The 17,924-nt window shown below is 73.0% G+C and carries 16 protein-coding genes; 6 read left to right on the forward strand and 10 right to left on the reverse strand.

Annotated features, from left to right (window positions below; translation table 11 throughout):
* Positions 1-48: 48 nt before the first annotated feature.
* Positions 49-1,695, forward strand: a complete 1,647-nt coding sequence (locus Aru02nite_RS26370; RefSeq protein WP_239076963.1) for a metallophosphoesterase — start codon at positions 49-51, stop codon at positions 1,693-1,695.
* Between the two features lie 4 nt (positions 1,696-1,699).
* Here Aru02nite_RS26370 and Aru02nite_RS26375 read toward each other — a convergent pair whose 3' ends face one another.
* The 5 genes from Aru02nite_RS26375 to Aru02nite_RS26395 all read right to left on the reverse strand — a co-directional run bounded on the left by Aru02nite_RS26375 (position 1,700) and on the right by Aru02nite_RS26395 (position 6,816).
* Complete coding sequence (locus tag Aru02nite_RS26375; RefSeq protein ID WP_203662244.1) at positions 1,700-2,593, reverse strand: SMP-30/gluconolactonase/LRE family protein; 894 nt, start codon at positions 2,591-2,593, stop codon at positions 1,700-1,702.
* Between the two features lie 108 nt (positions 2,594-2,701).
* A complete protein-coding gene (gene gatB, locus Aru02nite_RS26380; protein WP_203662245.1) occupies positions 2,702-4,210 on the reverse strand; it encodes an Asp-tRNA(Asn)/Glu-tRNA(Gln) amidotransferase subunit GatB in 1,509 nt (502 codons plus the stop codon).
* A 64-nt stretch (positions 4,211-4,274) separates the two neighbouring features.
* Complete coding sequence (gene gatA, locus Aru02nite_RS26385) at positions 4,275-5,777, reverse strand: Asp-tRNA(Asn)/Glu-tRNA(Gln) amidotransferase subunit GatA (protein WP_203662246.1); 1,503 nt, start codon at positions 5,775-5,777, stop codon at positions 4,275-4,277.
* Positions 5,777-6,076, reverse strand: a complete 300-nt coding sequence (gatC, locus tag Aru02nite_RS26390; protein ID WP_203662247.1) for an Asp-tRNA(Asn)/Glu-tRNA(Gln) amidotransferase subunit GatC — start codon at positions 6,074-6,076, stop codon at positions 5,777-5,779. The genes gatA and gatC overlap by 1 nt, the downstream gene beginning before the upstream one ends.
* A 197-nt stretch (positions 6,077-6,273) precedes the next feature.
* Positions 6,274-6,816 carry a PadR family transcriptional regulator gene (locus Aru02nite_RS26395; protein WP_203662248.1) on the reverse strand — a complete coding sequence of 181 codons (543 nt, stop codon included), beginning with the start codon at positions 6,814-6,816 and terminating at the stop codon, positions 6,274-6,276.
* 116 nt (positions 6,817-6,932) lie between these two features.
* On the opposite strand from Aru02nite_RS26395, the gene Aru02nite_RS26400 reads away from it, so the two are divergent.
* On the forward strand, positions 6,933-7,715 hold the full coding sequence (locus tag Aru02nite_RS26400) for an alpha/beta fold hydrolase (protein WP_203662249.1): 783 nt from the start codon (positions 6,933-6,935) through the stop codon (positions 7,713-7,715).
* Complete coding sequence (locus tag Aru02nite_RS26405) at positions 7,712-8,440, forward strand: alpha/beta fold hydrolase (RefSeq protein WP_239076964.1); 729 nt, start codon at positions 7,712-7,714, stop codon at positions 8,438-8,440. The genes Aru02nite_RS26400 and Aru02nite_RS26405 overlap by 4 nt, the downstream gene beginning before the upstream one ends.
* Before the next feature lies 1 nt (position 8,441).
* Here Aru02nite_RS26405 and Aru02nite_RS26410 read toward each other — a convergent pair whose 3' ends face one another.
* Both Aru02nite_RS26410 and ligA read right to left on the reverse strand, forming a co-directional pair.
* Entirely contained in the window at positions 8,442-10,526 is a 2,085-nt protein-coding gene (locus tag Aru02nite_RS26410) for a putative bifunctional diguanylate cyclase/phosphodiesterase (RefSeq protein ID WP_203662250.1), read from the reverse strand.
* Positions 10,527-10,778: 252 nt separating this feature from the next.
* On the reverse strand, positions 10,779-12,944 hold the full coding sequence (gene ligA / locus Aru02nite_RS26415) for an NAD-dependent DNA ligase LigA (RefSeq protein ID WP_239076965.1): 2,166 nt from the start codon (positions 12,942-12,944) through the stop codon (positions 10,779-10,781).
* A 129-nt stretch (positions 12,945-13,073) separates the two neighbouring features.
* Between ligA and Aru02nite_RS26420 the strand changes: the two genes are divergently transcribed.
* Positions 13,074-13,601, forward strand: coding sequence for a type II toxin-antitoxin system PemK/MazF family toxin (locus Aru02nite_RS26420; protein WP_203662251.1), 528 nt, complete (start codon positions 13,074-13,076; stop codon positions 13,599-13,601).
* On the opposite strand, the gene Aru02nite_RS26425 is transcribed toward Aru02nite_RS26420, so the two are convergent.
* Positions 13,598-14,149 carry a ferritin gene (locus Aru02nite_RS26425; protein ID WP_203662252.1) on the reverse strand — a complete coding sequence of 184 codons (552 nt, stop codon included), beginning with the start codon at positions 14,147-14,149 and terminating at the stop codon, positions 13,598-13,600. The two genes, Aru02nite_RS26420 and Aru02nite_RS26425, sit on opposite strands and share 4 nt — an antisense overlap.
* A 47-nt stretch (positions 14,150-14,196) precedes the next feature.
* On the reverse strand, positions 14,197-15,213 hold the full coding sequence (locus Aru02nite_RS26430; protein WP_203662253.1) for a uroporphyrinogen decarboxylase/cobalamine-independent methonine synthase family protein: 1,017 nt from the start codon (positions 15,211-15,213) through the stop codon (positions 14,197-14,199).
* A gap of 63 nt (positions 15,214-15,276) precedes the next feature.
* Here Aru02nite_RS26430 and Aru02nite_RS26435 point away from each other — a divergent pair, with 63 nt between their 5' ends.
* Positions 15,277-16,650 (forward strand): NADP-dependent succinic semialdehyde dehydrogenase, encoded by a 1,374-nt coding sequence (locus Aru02nite_RS26435; protein ID WP_203662254.1) that lies wholly within the window; start codon positions 15,277-15,279, stop codon positions 16,648-16,650.
* A 35-nt stretch (positions 16,651-16,685) separates the two neighbouring features.
* Complete coding sequence (locus Aru02nite_RS26440; protein ID WP_203662255.1) at positions 16,686-17,021, forward strand: VOC family protein; 336 nt, start codon at positions 16,686-16,688, stop codon at positions 17,019-17,021.
* Between the two features lie 106 nt (positions 17,022-17,127).
* On the opposite strand, the gene Aru02nite_RS26445 is transcribed toward Aru02nite_RS26440, so the two are convergent.
* Positions 17,128-17,910, reverse strand: coding sequence for a GNAT family N-acetyltransferase (locus Aru02nite_RS26445; protein ID WP_203662256.1), 783 nt, complete (start codon positions 17,908-17,910; stop codon positions 17,128-17,130).
* Between the last annotated feature and the right edge of the window lie 14 nt (positions 17,911-17,924).

Raw genomic sequence — 17,924 nt, forward strand, 5'->3', positions numbered from 1 at the left:
CGATGATGGGTGCCGGCATGTCCCCGATCCAGTCACGGAGTGAGCAGCGTGCCGAGCGAGCCCGAGCATCCGGACGAGCCCCGGGGACCGCAGGCTCCGGGTACGGGGACGACCCGGCTGGCCGACCGTACGCTCGACGAGCGGGTACGGCCGGCGTTGCGGGCGGTGTCCGACGCGTGGCGGCGGGTCCGTCCGGCGCTGACCGGCCGCGCGGCCCGGACCACCGGTCGGTACCTGTTGATCCTGGTGGTGACGCTGATCGGGATGGCGGGTGGGCTGCTGCTGGGCGGGCACCGGGCGGCGGACGTGGGGCCGTTCCGGGCGCATCTGGCGGTGACGCCGGACCTGACGGGTGGCACGGCGGTGGAGATCCCGCCGCTCGGCTCGCTGTCGCTGGACAGCCACGACGGGCCGCTGCACCTGACGATCAACCTCGGTTCGCTGGACCGTAAGCGGGCGGAGGCGCTGGTCAGCGACCCGAACGGGATCCAGTCCGCGAGCCGGCACGCGATCGCCGACCTGAAGACCGGCATCGTCGAACTGGCCGTACAGGCGGGCATCGCCGCGCTGCTCGGCGGGCTGGTGCTCAACGCGCTGGTGTTCCGCCGCTGGCGGCAGGTGACCGTGGCCGGCGGGATGTGCGTGCTGCTGCTCGGAGTCACGGGCGGGATCACGGCCGCGACGTTCCGCCCGGAGTCCATCGAGGAGCCCCGGTACGAGGGGCTGCTGACGATGGCGCCCGCCGTGGTCGGTGACGCCCGCAGCATCGTCAGCAACTACGGCCAGTACTCGAAGGAGTTGCAGCGGCTCGTCGACAACGTGGCGAAGCTGTACGGCACGGTCTCCAACCTGCCGGTGTACGAGCCGAGCGAGGGCACCACGCGGGTGCTGCACATCTCCGACATGCACCTCAACCCGGCCGCGTGGGGCGTGGTCGACACGGTGGTCAAGCAGTACAACATCGATCTGGTGATCGACACCGGGGACATCGTGGACTGGGGTTCGCGGCAGGAGGACGCGTACATCTCCAACATCCGCAACGTCAAGGTGCCGTACGTGTACATCCGCGGGAACCACGACTCGAACGCGACGGCCGCGGCGGTCCGCAAGCAGGGCGCGATCGTGCTGGAGAACCAGGTACGCACGGTGCACGGGCTGACCATCGCCGGCATCGGCGACCCGCGCTTCACCCCGGACAAGGAGACCGAGCCGGCGAACCCGAAGGCGCCCGAGCCGAAGGACCAGGACGTCGTCGACTCCGGCACCCGCCTCGCCGACACGATCCACACGTACGACGCCGACCACGCGAAGCAGCCGGTGAACGTCGCGCTGGTGCACGACCCGGGTGCGGCGCAACCGCTCGCCGGCGAGGTGCCGCTGGTCCTCGCCGGGCACCTGCACCGCCGCGAGGTGAAGATGCTGCCGCACGACACGCGGCTGCTCATCGAGGGCTCCACCGGCGCCGCCGGCCTGCGCGGCCTCGAACAGTCCACGCCGACCCCGATGGACCTGTCGGTGCTCTACTTCGACCGCACCGACACGCTCAAGGCGTACGACTCGATCAGTGTGGGCGGCACCGGCCGCTCCGAGGTCACCCTGCAGCGCTACCTCGTGAAGTCGCCGAACCCGACGCCGAGCGGGTCGACGAGCCCGTCCGGCACCGGATCACCCAGCCCTTCCGGTACGCCCCGGTGAGCGGTCAGCGCGCGCCGTTGACCGTGACGCGCAGCGCGTAGACCGAGCTCGACGCCGTCAGGTACAGGTGGTTGCGGCGCGGTCCGCCGAAGGTCAGGTTCGACACGATCTCCGGGATGCGCAGCTTGCCGATCAGCGTGCCGTCGTCGGCGAAGCAGTGCACGCCGTCGTGCGCCGCCGCCCACAGCCGCCCCTCGGTGTCGAGCCGGACGCCGTCGTACGAGCCCGCGTCGCAGGTACCGAACACGTCGCCGCCGGACAGCCTCCCGCCGTCGCCGACCGCGAACCGTCGTACGTGCTTGCGCGGCGTGTCCACCACGTACAGCGAACTCCAGTCGGGGGAGAACGCGAGGCCGTTGGGCCGGTCGAAGTCGTCGGCCACCACCCGCACCGACCCGTCCACCGGGTCGATCCGGTACACGTGGCAGGCGCCGATCTCGCTGTCCGCGCGGTGCCCCTCGTAGTCGCTCGCGATGCCGTAGTCCGGGTCAGTGAACCAGACCGCGCCGTCGGGATGCACGACCACGTCGTTCGGGCTGTTGAAGCGGCGCCCGTCGTACCGGTCGGCGAGGACGGTGACCGTACCGTCGTGCTCGGTCCGGGTGACGCGGCGGTTGCCCTGCTCGCAGCTGACCAGCCGGCCCTGCCCGTCACGGGTGTGGCCGTTGGCGTACCCGGCGGGCTCGCGGAAGACGCCGACCGCGCCGGTCGTCTCGTCCCAGCGCAGGATCCGGTCGTTGGGAATGTCGCTGAACAGCAGGTACCGCCCGGCGGGGAACCACGTCGGGCCCTCCACCCAGCGGCATCCGGTGTGCAGTACCTGGATCCACTGGTCGCCGCCGCAGCGGCGGAACCGCTCGTCCAGTACCTCGAACTCGGACCTGATCGCGTCCGGCATGCCCGCTCCCCCCGACCGACGACGTACGGACGTGACGATACGCACCGGGGCCGGACACGGCGACGGCCCGGCACCTGTCGAGGTCGCCGGGCCGTCGCGGAATCGCCGCTACTGCACGCCGAGGCGGCCCAGGATCAGCTCCCGTACCGTCTTCGCGTCGGCTTGGCCGCGGGTGGTCTTCATGACCGCGCCGACCAGTACGCCGGCCGCCGCGACCTTGCCGGACCGTACCTTCTCGGCGACGTCCGGGTTGGCGGCGATGGCCTCGTCCACGGCGGTGGTGAGCGCGCCGGTGTCCGAGACGACCTCGACGCCGCGGGCGGTCATCACCTCGGTCGGCGTGCCCTCACCCGCGAGTACGCCGGCGAGGACGCCACGGGCCAGCTTGTCGTTGAGCCGGCCACCGTCCACAAGGGACTGAAGTTCGGCCACGTGCGCCGGGGTGACCGACAGCTCGGACAGCTCCACGCCCGCCTCGTTGGCGTGCCGGGACAGCTCGCCCAGCCACCACTTGCGCGCCGACTCCGGGCCCGCGCCCGCCGCCACCGTCGCCTCGATCAGCTCGAACGCGCCGGCGTTGTCGATCGCCTGCATGTCCAGCTCCGACAGGCCCCACTCGGCGCGCAGCCGGGTCCGCTTCGCCGCCGGCAACTCCGGCAGCGCGGCCCGCAGCTCCGCCACCCAGGCCGGATCCGGCGCCACGGGCACCAGGTCCGGCTCCGGGAAGTACCGGTAGTCGGTGGCGGTCTCCTTGGTACGCCCGCCGACCGTCTCGCCGGTCGCCTCGTTGAAGTGCCGCGTCTCCTGCACGATCACGCCACCGTCGTCGAGGATCTGCGCCTGCCGCACCATCTCGTACCGGACGGTGCGCTCGACGCTGCGCAACGAGTTGACGTTCTTCGTCTCGGTCCGCGTACCGAACTCGGACGCGCCGATCGGCATCAGCGACACGTTCACGTCGGCCCGGACCGAACCCTGGTCCATCCGCGCGTCGGAGACGCCCAGCGCCCGCACGATGTCCCGGATCGCCGCCACGTACGCCCGGGCGACGGCCGGCGCGTCCGCGCCCGTACCGACGATGGGCTTGGTGACGATCTCGACCAGCGGGATGCCGGCACGGTTGAAGTCGACCAGCGAGTGCGTCGCGCCGTGGATCCGGCCCGTCGCGCCGCCGACGTGCGTCGACTTGCCGGTGTCCTCCTCCATGTGCGCCCGCTCGATGCCGATCCGGACCGTCTTCCCGTCCACGTCGACGTCGAGCGCGCCGTCGAAGCAGATCGGCTCGTCGTACTGCGAGGTCTGGAAGTTCTTCGGCATGTCCGGGTAGAAGTAGTTCTTCCGGGCGAACCGGCACCACTCGGCGATGGAGCAGTCGAGCGCCAGGCCGATCCTGATCGCCGACTCCACCCCGACCGCGTTGACCACCGGCAACGCGCCCGGCAGACCCAGGCACACCGGGCAGATCTGCGTGTTCGGCTCCGCGCCGAACACCGTCGGGCACGAGCAGAACATCTTCGTCCGCGTGCCCAGCTCGACGTGCACCTCCAGGCCGAGCACCACCTCGTACCGGCTCAGCACGTCGGCAAGCTCGCCCGTCGCCGTGGACGCTGTACTCATGATTCGCTCCATCCTCCGGCGATCACCGTGCTCACTCGTACGGACCGCTGCCTCCGGACCCCGCTCACGCGGTCACCTCCGGGGTCTGGTCCGCGAGGCGCGGCTCCTGGGTGGACTCCAGCGCGGCGGCGACCCGGTACATCCGGTCGTCGGCCATCGTCGGCGCCATGATCTGCAGCCCGACCGGCAGGCCCTCCGACAGTCCACAAGGGACGGAGATGGCCGGCCCGCCGTACAGGTTCGACGGGATCGTGTACAGGTCCGCCAGGTACATGGCGGTCGGGTCGGCGGTCCGCGAGCCGAACGGGAACGCCACGAACGGCGTCGTCGGCGCGGCCAGCACGTCCACCTGCTCGAACGCCGCGGTGAAGTCGCGCGTCACCAGCGTGCGGACCTTCTGCGCCTGCCCGTAGTAGGCGTCGTAGTAGCCGGCGGACAGCGCGTACGTGCCGAGCATGATGCGGCGCTTGACCTCGGGGCCGAAGCCGGCCTCCCGGGTCAGCGACATGACCTCCTCCAGCGCCCGCGTCCCGTCGTCACCGGAGCGCAGCCCGTACCGGACGCCGTCGAAGCGGGCCAGGTTGGACGAGCACTCGCTCGGCGCGATCAGGTAGTACGCCGGCAGCGCGTACTCGAAGTGCGGGCAGCTGACCTCGACGACCTCGGCGCCCAGCTTCGTCAGCGTGGCGACCGCCGCGTCGAACGCCGCGACCACGCCGGGCTCGGCGCCCTCGGCGGCCGCGAACTCCCGCACCACGCCGACCTTCACGCCGGTCAGGTCCCCGGACGCGCCGCGCCGGGCGGCCTCCGCGACCGCCGGTACCGGCGCGTCGATGCTGGTCGAGTCGCACGGGTCGTGCCCGCCGATGACCTCGTGCAGCAGCGCCGCGTCCAGTACGGTCCGGGTCACCGGGCCGGCCTGGTCCAGCGACGACGAGAACGCGATCAGCCCGTACCGGGAGACCCCGCCGTACGTGGGCTTCGCGCCGACGGTGCCGGTGACCGCGCCCGGCTGGCGGATCGAGCCGCCGGTGTCCGTACCGATGGCCAGCGGCGCCTCGCGGGCCGCGACCGCCGCCGCGCTGCCGCCGCCCGAACCGCCCGGGATCCGCCCCAGGTCCCAGGGGTTGCGCGTCGGCCCGTAGGCGCTGTACTCGGTGGACGAGCCCATCGCGAACTCGTCCATGTTCGTCTTGCCCAGTACGACGAGGCCGGCGTCGCGCAGCCGCAGCACCACGGTCGCGTCGTACGGCGGGAGCCAGCCGGAGAGGATCTTCGACGCCGCCGTGGTCGGCATGCCCTTCGTGGTGAGGATGTCCTTCACCGCCACCGGTACGCCGGCCAGCGGGCCCAGCTTCTCGCCCGCGGCGATCCGCCGGTCCACCTCCTCCGCCTGCGCCACCGCGGCGTCCCCCGCCACGTGCAGGAACGCGTGCACCGCGCCGTCCACCGCACCGATCCGGTCCAGGTACGCCCGGGTCACCTCGGCCGAGGTCGTCTCGCCGGTCGCGATCGCGGCGCCCAGCTCCGCCGCCGTACGATGGGTCGCTCGCTGACGCTCGCTCATCAGCCCTCCTCGGACAGGATCCGCGGAACCCGGAACCGGTGGTCCTCGGCCGCCGGGGCACCCGCCAGCGCCGCCTCGCGGGACAGCCCGGGGCGCGGCTCGTCGGGCCGCATCACGTTGGTCAGCGGTACCGCGTGCGAGGTGGGCGGGATGTCGTCGGCGGCGACCTCGCCGACGCGGGCGACCGAGTGCAGGATCTGGTCCAGCTGGCCGGCGAACGTGTCCAGCTCGTCCTCGGTCACGGCGAGCCGCGCGAGGCGCGCGAGGTGCGCGACCTCCTCGCGGGAGATGGCGGCCATCACTGGCTCCTCCGGGTATCTGGCTTCGACGTGTGGATCACCGATCCGAGCCGGGGAAACCTCTCGTTTCGGCGCGGGGTTTCCCGGGCGAGAGAGATCAGACCACCGATCTCGGCGATTCCGCGAGTCTATTGCGCGGGCCGCCACCGCCTCGCAGCCGGTACCCGCGCGCTCACCAGCCCGGACGCTCCCGCGGCTCAGTCGGTCCCGGACTCCTCCGCCGTCAGCTCGGCGATCGTCGCCCGCAGCCACTCCTTGTCCGCCTTGCGGGTCGCGGCGCCCATCGTGAGCATCCCCTTCCGGTACCGGTCGGTCATCTCGGCGGCGCGCTGCGGGCGGCCGTGATCGTAGAAGTAGCTGGCCGGCTGGGTGTAGAAGTCGAGCCGGCGGCGGAGTACGGCGAGCTGGTCGGCCACGTCGGGCAGCTGCGACAGGAACGCCAGCAGGATCAGGAACGAGTTGCGGTCGGTGATCTCCACCTCGGCCGGCTCGCGCAGCCGGCGCAGCAGCTCCTGGCGGCCGGCCTCGGTCAGCGACAGTACCTGCCGGGGTGTGGCGCCGGCGCCCTTCTCCTCCCGCCGGTCGAGGTACCCGGCGGCGCGCAGCCGGTTGATGGCCGGGTAGAGCGCGCCGTCGCTGACCGGGCGGATGTGCCCGGACAGCCCGGAGATCCGGGACTTCAGCTCGTACGCGTGCAGCGGCTCCTCGGCGAGGAACCCGAGGATGCACAGGCTCAGCATGTCGCTCCTGTCGGTCGGCTCACATCAGCATCGTAACGAGTTGACTCGATACGAGGACTCTCGATTAGAGTCACCTCGCACACAGGCACCTCGATTCGAGGCAACGGAGGAACCCCATGACCTCGTACCTGACCACCCCGAGCGGCGTGCGCCTCGCGTACGAACAGAGCGGCGGGACCGGGCGGCCGGTGCTCGCCCTGCACGGCGCGTTCGGCCGCGGCCGGCCGTTCCTGCCGCTCGCCGACCGGCTCGGCCCCGGCTGGCGGGTCATCGCACCCGACCAGCGCGGACACGGCAACTCCGACCGCGCCGGCGACTACGGCCGCGACGCGTACGTCGAGGACACGGCGGCGGTCATCGAGCAGCTCGACCTCGCCCCCTGCGTACTCGTCGGGCACTCGCTCGGCGGCGTCAACGCGTTCCAGCTCGCCGCGCGCCGGCCCGACCTGGTCGCCGCGTTCGTCGTCCTCGACGCCCCCGCCGAACTGCCGCCGCACAGCAGCGACTGGCTCGACACCCTGCCCGCGACGTACGCGAGCCTCGACGAGATGCGCCGGGTGCTCGCCGACCGGGTCACGATCGGCGACCCCCGGCACTTCCTGGAGAGCGCGGTCGAGACCGACGACGGCTGGCGGATGCGCTGGCACCCGGACGACATCCGCGAGACCAAGCGGCACATCTTCGGCGAGTACTGGGCCGACTGGACCGCCAGCACCCAGCCGGCGCTGCTGGTGCGCGGCGGCGCCAGCGTCATCGTCGACGCGGACGTGGCCGACCGGATGGTCGCCGCCCGCCCCGACACGCGGCTGGTCACCGTCGACGGCGGCGGCCACGACTTCTACCTCTCCCACCGCGAGCAGTTCCACGACGCGGTGGCCGACTTCCTGGAGACGCTGTGACCATCCACCACGCGCAGGTACGGCCCGACGCCCGGATGCGGTGGGTGGAGCTGCCCGGCACCGACCCCGCCCGGGTGTACGTGCACGGCCTCGGCTCCACCTCCCCCGCGTACTTTGCCGGCGTGGCAACGCATCCCGCGCTCGCCGGACGGCGCTCGCTGCTCGTCGACCTGCTCGGGCACGGCATCAGCGACCGCCCCGCCACCTTCGGGTACACGCTCGCCGAGCAGGCCGACGTGCTCGCCGCCGCGCTCGACACCGCCGGCGTACGCGGGGCCGAGGTCGTGGCGCACAGCATGGGCGGCTCGGTCGCGATCCTGCTGGCCGCGCGGCGACCCGACCTGGTGGCGCGGCTCGTCGCGATCGAGGCGAACCTCGACCCGACCCCGCGGCCCCGCATCGCCGACTGGCCGGACGAAACCACGTTCGCCGCCGACGGGTTCGCCGCGGCGCTCGACGCGGCCGGCCCCGACTGGGCGGCCACCATGCGGCTCGCCGACCCCGTCGCCGTACACCGCAGCGAACGGTCGCTCGGCGCCGCCGACCTGCGCGCCGTCCTCACCACCCTGCCCATGCCCACCGTGTACGTCCAGGGCGCGCGCAGCGGTCCGCTGGCCGGGCACGCCGGGCTGACCGCCGCCGGCGTCGACGTACGCGTGGTCGACGGCGCCGGGCACAACGTCATGCTCGACAACCCGGACGGCTTCGCCGCGGCGGTCGCCTGACTCAGGCGTTCGCGGCGCCCTGGGCGAGCGCACCGCGCAGCGCGCGCGGCGGACGGTACCGGGCGAGCCAGTTGGTCAGCTCCGCGGCCGGCATCGGGCGCGCGTAGAACCAGCCCTGCGCGACCTGGCAGCCGAGCGTGGACAGCCGGCGCCAGGTCCGCTCGTCCTCGACGCCCTCGGCGACCACCCGCAGCCCGAGCGCACCGGCCAGTTCGATGATGGAACGGACGATCGCGGCATCGTCGTCGTCCGACCCCATACCCAGTACGAACGACCGGTCGATCTTCACCTCGGACAGCGGCAGGCGGCGCAGGTGCAGCATCGACGAGTACCCGGTGCCGAAGTCGTCGAGGGACAGCGCCACGCCCAGCCGGTCCAGCTGGCGCAGCGTGGCGAGTACCCGGCGCGGGTCGGCCATCAACGCACCCTCGGTGATCTCCAGCTCGATCTGGTCCGGCGTCACGTCGTGCCTGGCCAGCTGCGCGGACAGGTGCTCCACCAGATCGGACGTGTGCAGGTCGCGGACGCTGACGTTGATCGCGGCGCGCAGCCGCACCCCGTCCGCCCGCCACGCGGCGACCTGGCCCACCACCTCGTCGATCACCCGGTACGTCAGCAGCCGCATCACCGCGGTGTGCTCGACGGCGCGGATGACCTCCTCCGGTCCGACCATGCCGTGCTCCGGATGGCGCCAGCGCAGCAGCGCCTCCACCCCGACCACCTCGCCGGAGTCCACCGCCACCTGCGGTTGGTAGAACACGCCCAGCTCGCCGAGGTCGGGCCGGTCCGGGCGCTCCAACGTACGGCGGAGGTCGCCGAGCAGGCCGAGCCGCGCCGCCGAGTTGTGGTCGGCCTCCGGCGCGTACACCGCGACGGCGTCGTTGCGGGACTTCGCCTCGTACATGGCGACGTCGGCGTGCTGGAGCAGCTCGTCGAAGTCGACGCCGTGGTTCGGGTACACCGCGGCGCCGATCGAGCCGGCCACCTCCAGCGGCATCCCGTCCAGGTGCACCGGGCCGGCCAGCACCGCCGCGACCTTCTCCGCGAACGCCCGCGCCACCTCGATGTCCGACACCCGCGAACTGACCACCGCGAACTCGTCGCCGCCCAGCCGGGCCACGAGTACGTCCTCCGGCAGCCGGGCGCGCAGCCGCCGCCCCGCCTCGACCAGCAGCCGGTCACCGACGCCGTGCCCGAGCGCGTCGTTGACCTCCTTGAACCGGTCCAGATCCAGCACCAGCAGCAACGGCCCGAGCCGGGCCTCCCCCTGGTCCCGCGCCGCGATGTCGTCCTCGATCCGGACCTGCACGCCCTTACGGTTCGCCAGCCCGGTCAGCGGGTCGTGCAGCGCCTCGCGCTCCCGGTCCGCGGCGACCCGGCCGCTGCGGTACATCGCGAACAGCGGCACCAGGATCAGGCCGAGCAGCCACGGGCTGGTCCGGATCGCACCCGCGAGTACGGGGGCGAGGAGGAGCAGCGCGCCGGTGGTGAGCAGCTCGTACCCCATGGTGGCGGAGACGTTGGACCACCAGTGGCCGCCGAACCGCAGCCACACCGCGCTGTTGACGAGCAGGTGGCTGACCACGAACCAGGTCGCCGCGGCCAGCACGACCGCGACCGCACTGCCCACCGTGGTACGGAACGCGGCGCCCGGCGCGCTCGCTTGCGCCGCCCGCAGCACCAGGTACGCCGAACCGAACGACAACACGTACTGACTGGTGTTGAACGCGGCGCGCCACAGCGCGGCCCGCAGCCGCCACGACGAGGCGGCCACCGCGACGGCGCTCAGCAGCACCGCCGGCCCGATGCCCCACAGCAGCAGTACGGTGAAACCGAAGCACACCGACGGGAACACGCCGGACGCCTGCCGCGAACGCCGGGACGGGGTGAACGGCCGCGAGTCGGCGACCGCGGCCAGCAGGATCAGCAGCCAGCAGTCGACCGGCGCCGACGGGACGGCGGTGACCAGGCTCGGGATGCTCGCCACGGTGACGGCGACGCCAGCGACGATGGTGACCACGACATACGCGACGAAGACCCGCTTGTGCCTGAGTGGTGCCGAGTTGCGCAGTGCGGTCGACTCCATCCACCCCTCCGAAACGGGAGAAGGACGCCGGGCCGACGCGCGCCCCCCGCACGCTGTGTACCGGGCACCGACTCCGCGCCGTGTCCCGGACTCCGCGCACCGAACGCCTTGTGGTGAGCAACGAGGTCGGTCAGGGACGGTGACGCGTCCTGCCGAAGTATGAACCGGTCATCTGGGGAGCCCCATGGTGGCGGCCGAGAAAGGGAGAAACTCGGCCTTAATGTTACCTTCGAGTGACCTACCGACAGGTACTCACTTGTCGTCTTCTGACACCTCCGGGTCGCCCACCCGAGCCACCGCCCGCGCCGCCTCCGGCCCGTCCGCGAGCAGTACCTCGAAGCCCGGCTCGTCCAGCACCGGCACCCGCAACGACACCGCCTTGTCGTACTTGCTGCCCGGGCTCTCGCCGACCACCACGAAACCGGTCTTCTTCGACACCGACCCGGTCACCTTGCCGCCGCGCCGCTGGATCTCCTCGGTCGCCTCGTCCCGGGAGTACCGGTCGAGGGAGCCGGTGACCACGACGGTGACGCCCTCCAGCGGGCGCGGACCCGTGTCGACCCGCTCCTCCCGCATCCGCACCCCGGCGGCCCGCCACTTCGCCACCACCTCGCGGTGCCAGTCGACGGTGAACCAGTCGCGCACCGCCTCGGCGATCGTCGGCCCGACCCCGTCGACCGCGACCAGCTCCTCCTGCCCCGCCGCCTCGATCCGGTCGATCGAGCCGAACTCGCGGGCCAGCGCCTGCGCCGCCGTCGGTCCCACGTGCCGGATCGACAACCCGACCAGTACCCGCCACAGCGGACGCGTCTTCGCCTCCGCCAGGTGCGCCAGGAACCGGTGCGCGTTGCTGCCGAGCGTGCCGTCCTTGTTGACGAAGAACTCGCAGCGCGCCAGCGCGTCGGTGTCCAGCGCGAACAGGTCGCCCTCGTCGGCGATCACCCCGGAGGCGAGCAGCGCGGTGGCCGCCTCGTACCCGAGGGCCTCGATGTCGAACGCGCCGCGACCGGCCAGGTGGAACACCCGCTCGCGCAGCTGCGCCGGGCAGGACCGGGCGTTGGGGCACCGGATGTCGGCGTCGCCCTCCTTCTCCGGGCGCAGCTCCGTGCCGCACTCCGGGCACCGCGTCGGCATCTCGAACGCGTACGCGTCCGCCGGGCGCAGGTCCGCCACCGGGCCGACGACCTCGGGGATCACGTCGCCGGCCTTGCGTACCACCACGGTGTCGCCGATCAGGACGCCCTTGCGGGTCACCTCGGACGCGTTGTGCAGCGTCGCGAACGCCACCGTCGAGCCGGCCACCCGCACCGGCTCCAGCACCGCGTACGGCGTGACGCGGCCGGTGCGGCCCACGTTCACCCGGATGTCGGTGAGCTTGGTGTTGACCTCCTCCGGCGGGTACTTGTACGCGATGGCCCAGCGCGGTGCCCGGCTGGTCGAGCCGAGCCGGCGCTGCACGCTCACCTCGTCGACCTTCACCACGACGCCGTCGATCTCGTGCTCGACGTCGTGCCGGTGCTCGCCGTAGTGGTCGATGAACTCCTGCACGCCGGCCAGCGAGTCGACCACCCGCCAGCGCGGCGACGTGGGCAGACCCCACGCCGCAAGCGCCGCGTACGCCTCGGACTGGCGGGCCGGCTCGAACCCGCTGCGGGCGCCGATCCCGTGCACGACCAGGCGGAGCGGGCGCTGCGCGGTGATCCGCGGGTCCTTCTGCCGCAGGCTGCCGGCCGCCGCGTTGCGCGGGTTGGCGAACGGCGGCTTGCCCTGCTCGACGAGCGACGCGTTCAGCTCGCCGAAGCTCTCGACCGGGAAGTAGATCTCGCCGCGCACCTCGACCAGGTCCGGCAGCGGGAACTCGTCGGTGCCGGCCAGCTGGTCCGGGATGCCCGCCACGGACCGTACGTTCGGCGTGATGTCCTCACCGGTGCGGCCGTCGCCGCGGGTCGCCCCGCGCACCAGCTTCCCCTGCCGGTACGTCAGGTTGACCGCGAGGCCGTCCACCTTCAGCTCGCACAGGTACGACACGTGCGCGCCGCCGGCCTCCCGCTCGACCCGCTCCGCCCAGGCGGCGATCTCCTCGGCGTTGAACGCGTTGTCCAGGCTGAGCATCCGCTCGGCGTGCTCCACCGCGGTGAACTGCGTCGAGTACGTCCCGCCGACGCGCTGGGTGGGCGAGTTCGGCGTACGGAGCGCCGGGTAGCGCTCCTCCAGCGCCTCCAGCTCCCGCATCAGCCCGTCGTACTCCGCGTCCGAGGCGGTCGGCGCGTCGAGCACGTAGTAGCGGTACTGGTGGTCGTCGATCTCCTCGGCGAGCGCGCGGGCCCGCTCGCGCGCCTCGGCCGTCGGCTCGGCGCCCGCCCTGGCCTCCTGCTCGGCAGTCGGCGTCGTGTCCAACTCGTCCCCGCTGGTACCCACGCAAGACCTCCTCGTTCGGCCACACCGTAGCCGCCGCGGCCGACGTTCCGGCGTGGACCGGCGGTTCCCCGGCCGGCTTGACCAAGATCGATAACCTGCGTGGCACGTCCCCGAGCCACAGGAGCGGCCGTGCTGTCAGTTCTCGCCGCTGAGGCCGTCCCGTCGTACGACGGCACCCTCGCCGTACTGTGCTGCGTCGCGGTGGTCGTGGCGCTCGCCGGCGGCGGCGTACTGGCCTGGTGGCTGCTGCGGAACCGGCGGCCGGGCGGGGCGGGCCGGCCACCGACCCGGCGCCCGGCGCTGCTCACCGTCGCGCCGCCGGAGTGGCGCAACCGGCCGGCGCCCGGCCAGATCTGGTGGGCCGACGTGCCGTTCACCGACGGCTCCGGCTCGAAGGTACGGCCGTGCCTGGTGGTCCGGACCGGGCCCGGCCGGATCGAGGCGCTCAAGATCACCAGCCAGGACAAGAGCGCCCGCCGCGACCACGTCCGCATCCCGACCCGGGGCTGGGACCGGAAGGCCGACCACGACAGCTGGCTCGACCTGCGGCAGGTGTTCACCCTGGCCGACGGTGCGTTCGACCGGCATGCCGGCACCGTCGACGGCGGCACCTGGCAGCTCGTGAACCGCAGCCACCCGACCGGCTGGTACCGCTAGAGGGCGCCGCCGGCGACGCGCGGCGCGCCCGGGTCGACCGTCTGGGCGCCGACCCGTTCGCGGGCCACGAACGCCTCCACGTCGAACAGGTTGCCCGACGACCGGCGTACCACGTTGAGCAGCGTGGACATCTGCGCGATCTCCTCGACCTGCTCGCGCAGGAACCAGTGCACGAACTCCTCGCCCTTGAAGTCGCCCTCGGCGCGGGCGGCGGCCATCAGCCCGTCGATCTCGTCGGCCACGTCGCGTTCCTGCTGGAGCGCGAGAGCGATGAGTTCCTCGGCGTTGTCGAAGTCGTTGCGTACCTCGTCGACGCCCGGCACGGTCACCGGCTGCCCCAGGTCCATCAGGTACTGGACCATCATCATCGCGTGGTTGCGTTCCTCCAGCGCCTGCCGGTAGAAGTGCGCGGCGAGCCGCGGCAGGTCCCGATTGTCGAACCACACCGCGACCGCGACGTACTGCTGCGCCGCGGTGAACTCGTTGCGTACCTGTTCGCGCAGCAGGTTGTGGAAGCCCTTGCGAGGCAGCTTCTTGGGCACGGCCATGCCCGGACCGTACCGCGGGGTCGCGTCGCCGGGGCCGGTTTGGCGGATCAGCCCGTACCGGGGTCGTCGGCGAGGCGGCGGGCGGCGTCCCGGGCGTACCGGAGGGCGGCTCTGGCGTCGTCGGGGGTGGCGCCGGCGAGGCCGCAGGACTGGGTGACGACCACCTGCGCGGGCAGGGTCGCGGCCGGCAGCCCGAGCCGGTGCCAGTACGTGCGGACCGTGTCGGCGGCGGTGGCGTCCGCCCCGCGCCGCGGCGCGACCGGTACCGCGCCGGCGAACAGGCCCAGTCCGGCGTCGAGCGCCTCGCCCCAGCGGTCCATCCCGGCCGCGTCGGACGGCAGCAGAGCGGTGTCGACCGCGACACCGACCGCGCCCGCCGACCGCACCAGCCCGACCGGTACGTCGGGGGCACAGCAGTGCACGACCGCCGGCACGCCGGCGGCGGACAGTACGCCGCGCAGGACGTCGGCGGCGTCCGGCTCCGGGACCGCCGGGTACGTGCCGAAGCCGCTCTCGGTGGCGACCCGGCCCGCGAGTACGGCGGGGAGGGACGGCTCGTCGAGCTGGAGCAGGACGCTCGCACCCGGTACGCGGGCGGCCACGTCGGCGACGAGCCGGGCGACGCCCTCCCCCAGCGACGCGGCCAGGTCGCGCAGCGCGCCGCGGTCGCGGAGGACGGCGCCGCCGGTCGGCAGGTCGAGCCCGGCGGCGAGCGTCCACGGTCCGCCGGCGGCGACCTTCAGGACCCCCGAGTACCCGTCGGCGACCTCGACCAGCTCGTCCAGGTCGCGCGCCAGCAGATCCCGGGTACGGCGCAGGTCGCGGCCGGGGCGGCCGGTCAGCTTCCAACGCGCGGCGTACAGCTCGACGGGGAGTTCGACCAGCAGCCCGGCGGTACGCCCGAGCAGCTCGGCGCCCGGCCCGCGCCCCGGCAACTCGGTCAGGAACGGCAGGTCGGGCAGCTCGCCGAAGACCGTCCGCAATGCCTCGGCCGGGTCGGTACCGGGCAGGGAACCCACCCCGGTCGCCGCGCCGGCCGGCCACACCCACCGCTCGTCACCCACGACCGCGGACACTACCGCCGTTCGACGTGTGGCCCCGCACCGCGGGCGGGTAAGAAGGTACGTATGGCGATCGCGACGGTGAACCCGGCGACGGGCGAGACTCTGCAGACGTTCGAGGCGTACGACGAGGACGAGGTGGCGGAACGGATCGCCCGCGCGTACGAGACGTTCCGGGCGTACCGGGGAACCGGGTTCGCGCAGCGGGCGGAGTGGATGCGCGCCGCGGCCGACCTGCTCGACGCCGAGGCCGACCACATCGCCGCTACGATGACGACCGAGATGGGCAAGACGCTCGTGTCGGCGCGGGCCGAGGCCACCAAGTGCGCTGCCGCGATGCGCTTCTACGCCGACCACGCGGCCGGGTTCCTCGCCGACGAGCCGGGCGACGCGGCGGCGGTCGGTGCGGGGCGCGCGTACACCCGGTACCAGCCGCTGGGCGTGGTGCTCGCGGTGATGCCCTGGAACTTCCCGCTCTGGCAGGTGGTGCGGTTCGCCGCGCCGGCGCTGATGGCCGGCAACGTGGGCCTGCTCAAGCACGCGTCGAACGTCCCGCAGACCGCGCTGTACCTGGGGAACCTGTTCACCCGGGCCGGTTTCCCGGCCGGCTGCTTCCAGACGCTGCTGATCGGTAGCAAGCAGGTCGAGGCCGTCCTGCGCGACCACCGGGTCGTCGCGGCCACCCTCACCGGCAGCGAACCCGCCGGCCGGTCCGTCGCCGCGATCGCCGGCGACGAGATCAAGAAGACCGTACTGGAGCTGGGCGGCTCCGACGCGTACGTGGTGATGCCGTCGGCCGACCTGGACGCCGCGGCCGCCACCGCCGTCACGGCCCGGGTGCAGAACAACGGCCAGTCCTGCATCGCCGCCAAGCGCTTCATCGTGCACACCGACGTGTACGACGACTTCGCCGCGCGGTTCGTGACGCGGATGAAGGCGCTGCGTACGGGCGATCCGATGGCCGAGTCGACCGACATCGGACCGCTCGCCACCGAGCAGGGCCGCGACGACGTCGAGGAACTCGTCGCCGACGCCGTCGGCCGCGGCGCGACCGTACTCGCCGGCGGCGTCAGCCCGGACCGCAAGGGCTGGTGGTACCCGCCGACCGTGGTCGCCGACGTCACGCCGGACATGAAGCTGTACCACGAGGAGGTCTTCGGCCCGGTCGCCGCGCTCTACCGGGCCGCCGACCTGGACGACGCCATCCGCATCGCGAACGCCACCGGCTTCGGCCTCGGCTCGAACGCCTGGACCACCGACCCGGTCGAGCGGGACCGCTTCGTCGACGAGCTGGAGGCCGGCGCCGTCTTCGTCAACGGCATGACCACCTCGTACCCGCAGCTGCCGTTCGGCGGCGTCAAGCGCTCCGGGTACGGCCGGGAGCTGTCGGCGCACGGCATCCGCGAGTTCTGCAACGTCAAGACGGTGTGGATCGCTTGACCCGCAACGGTTCCGCGACCCGGTACGGTCGGCCGGTGAGCTACATCAAGAGCGTCACCGTGGACTGCGCCGACGCGCTCGTCGCGGCCCGGTTCTGGGCGGCGGCCCTCGGCTCCACCGTGGACGAGGACGCCACCGCCGACCGGGCGTACGTCGAGGCGCCGGGCTGGGGCGGGCCGAACATGTGGTTCGTCCGGGTGCCGGAGCCGAAGACCGCGAAGAACCGGATGCACTACGACCTGCGCGCGCCGGGCACCGTCGCCGACGAGGTGGCCCGGCTGGTCGCGCTCGGCGCGACGGTCGACCGCACCTTCCCGGACCACACCGTCCTGCTCGACCCCGACGGCAACGAACTCTGCGTCGAACTCTGACGCGTGCCCCGTGCGGTCGCCGCCCCGACGCGCGGCACGGCGCCGCACGGGCCCGGCGGACGGGCGACCGCCACGCCTGGCCCGACGCGCGGCGCCGGCCGGACGGTCAGCCGGTCGCGACGGAGAACGGGGTGTACAGGCGGGTCGCGTCGCCCGGCACCGCGCCGCCGTACGACATGACGGTGGTGGACTCGCGGCGGGTGAGACGCGCGGCGGCCCACGCGGCGAACGCCGGCTGCGCGGACGTGACGTCGAGCCGTACCGGAGTGGTGGTGTCGGCGGCGAGATCGGTGGCGAGCGCCGTCGCCGTACCGAGGTCGTCGGCGACGATCGGCCCGAGCACGGTGGTCCCGCCGTTCTGCCAGGCCACGCCGTACCCGGCGGGCGCGGTGCGGATCCGGGCGCCGGCCGGCAGCGAGGTGAGCAGCCGGGCCCGGTCCGCCCCGAACACCGCCCGGTCGTACGCGAGGAGGTCGGTGACGTGGTCGGTCGGCCGGGTCGTCGCCGGCGCGGTGGGCAGCTCGCCGGTGTACGTGACCGACGTGCCGTGCCCGACGAACCCGAGCCGCTCGTACAGCGGGCGGCCGAACTCGGTGGCGGTGAGCGCGACGACGCCGTCGGCCGCGGCGATGGCGTGCCGCATCAGCCGACCGCCGAGCCCGCGCCGCTCGTACCGTTGCGCGACGAGCATCATGCCGATCGCGGCGTACGTGTCGTAGCGGGTGAGGACGACGGCGCCGGCGAGCCCGCCGTCCGGCGCGTCGATGCCGAACACCTCGGACACCTCGACCAGCAGCGCCCACCGTACGTCGGAGTCGGACCAGCCGCGGTCGGCGGACAGGCGCAGGCAGGCCGGCACGTCGGCCGCGGTCAGTACGCGAATCTCCACGGCGCCGATGATCG

Source organism: Actinocatenispora rupis (genome assembly GCF_016861975.1).
Classification (GTDB): Bacteria; Actinomycetota; Actinomycetes; order Mycobacteriales; family Micromonosporaceae; genus Actinocatenispora; species Actinocatenispora rupis.

What these genes read in the sequence shown, in the direction of transcription:
- gatC (WP_203662247.1), bottom strand. Translation starts at nt 6,076, where the DNA reads ATGGCCGCCATCTCCCGCGAGGAGGTCGCGCACCTCGCGCGCCTCGCG.
- Aru02nite_RS26410 (WP_203662250.1), bottom strand. Translation starts at nt 10,526, where the DNA reads ATGGAGTCGACCGCACTGCGCAACTCGGCACCACTCAGGCACAAGCGG.
- gatA (WP_203662246.1), bottom strand. Translation starts at nt 5,777, where the DNA reads ATGAGCGAGCGTCAGCGAGCGACCCATCGTACGGCGGCGGAGCTGGGC.
- gatB (WP_203662245.1), bottom strand. Translation starts at nt 4,210, where the DNA reads ATGAGTACAGCGTCCACGGCGACGGGCGAGCTTGCCGACGTGCTGAGC.
- Aru02nite_RS26395 (WP_203662248.1), bottom strand. Translation starts at nt 6,816, where the DNA reads ATGCTGAGCCTGTGCATCCTCGGGTTCCTCGCCGAGGAGCCGCTGCAC.
- Aru02nite_RS26435 (WP_203662254.1), top strand. Translation starts at nt 15,277, where the DNA reads ATGGCGATCGCGACGGTGAACCCGGCGACGGGCGAGACTCTGCAGACG.
- Aru02nite_RS26425 (WP_203662252.1), bottom strand. Translation starts at nt 14,149, where the DNA reads ATGGCCGTGCCCAAGAAGCTGCCTCGCAAGGGCTTCCACAACCTGCTG.
- Aru02nite_RS26375 (WP_203662244.1), bottom strand. Translation starts at nt 2,593, where the DNA reads ATGCCGGACGCGATCAGGTCCGAGTTCGAGGTACTGGACGAGCGGTTC.
- Aru02nite_RS26400 (WP_203662249.1), top strand. Translation starts at nt 6,933, where the DNA reads ATGACCTCGTACCTGACCACCCCGAGCGGCGTGCGCCTCGCGTACGAA.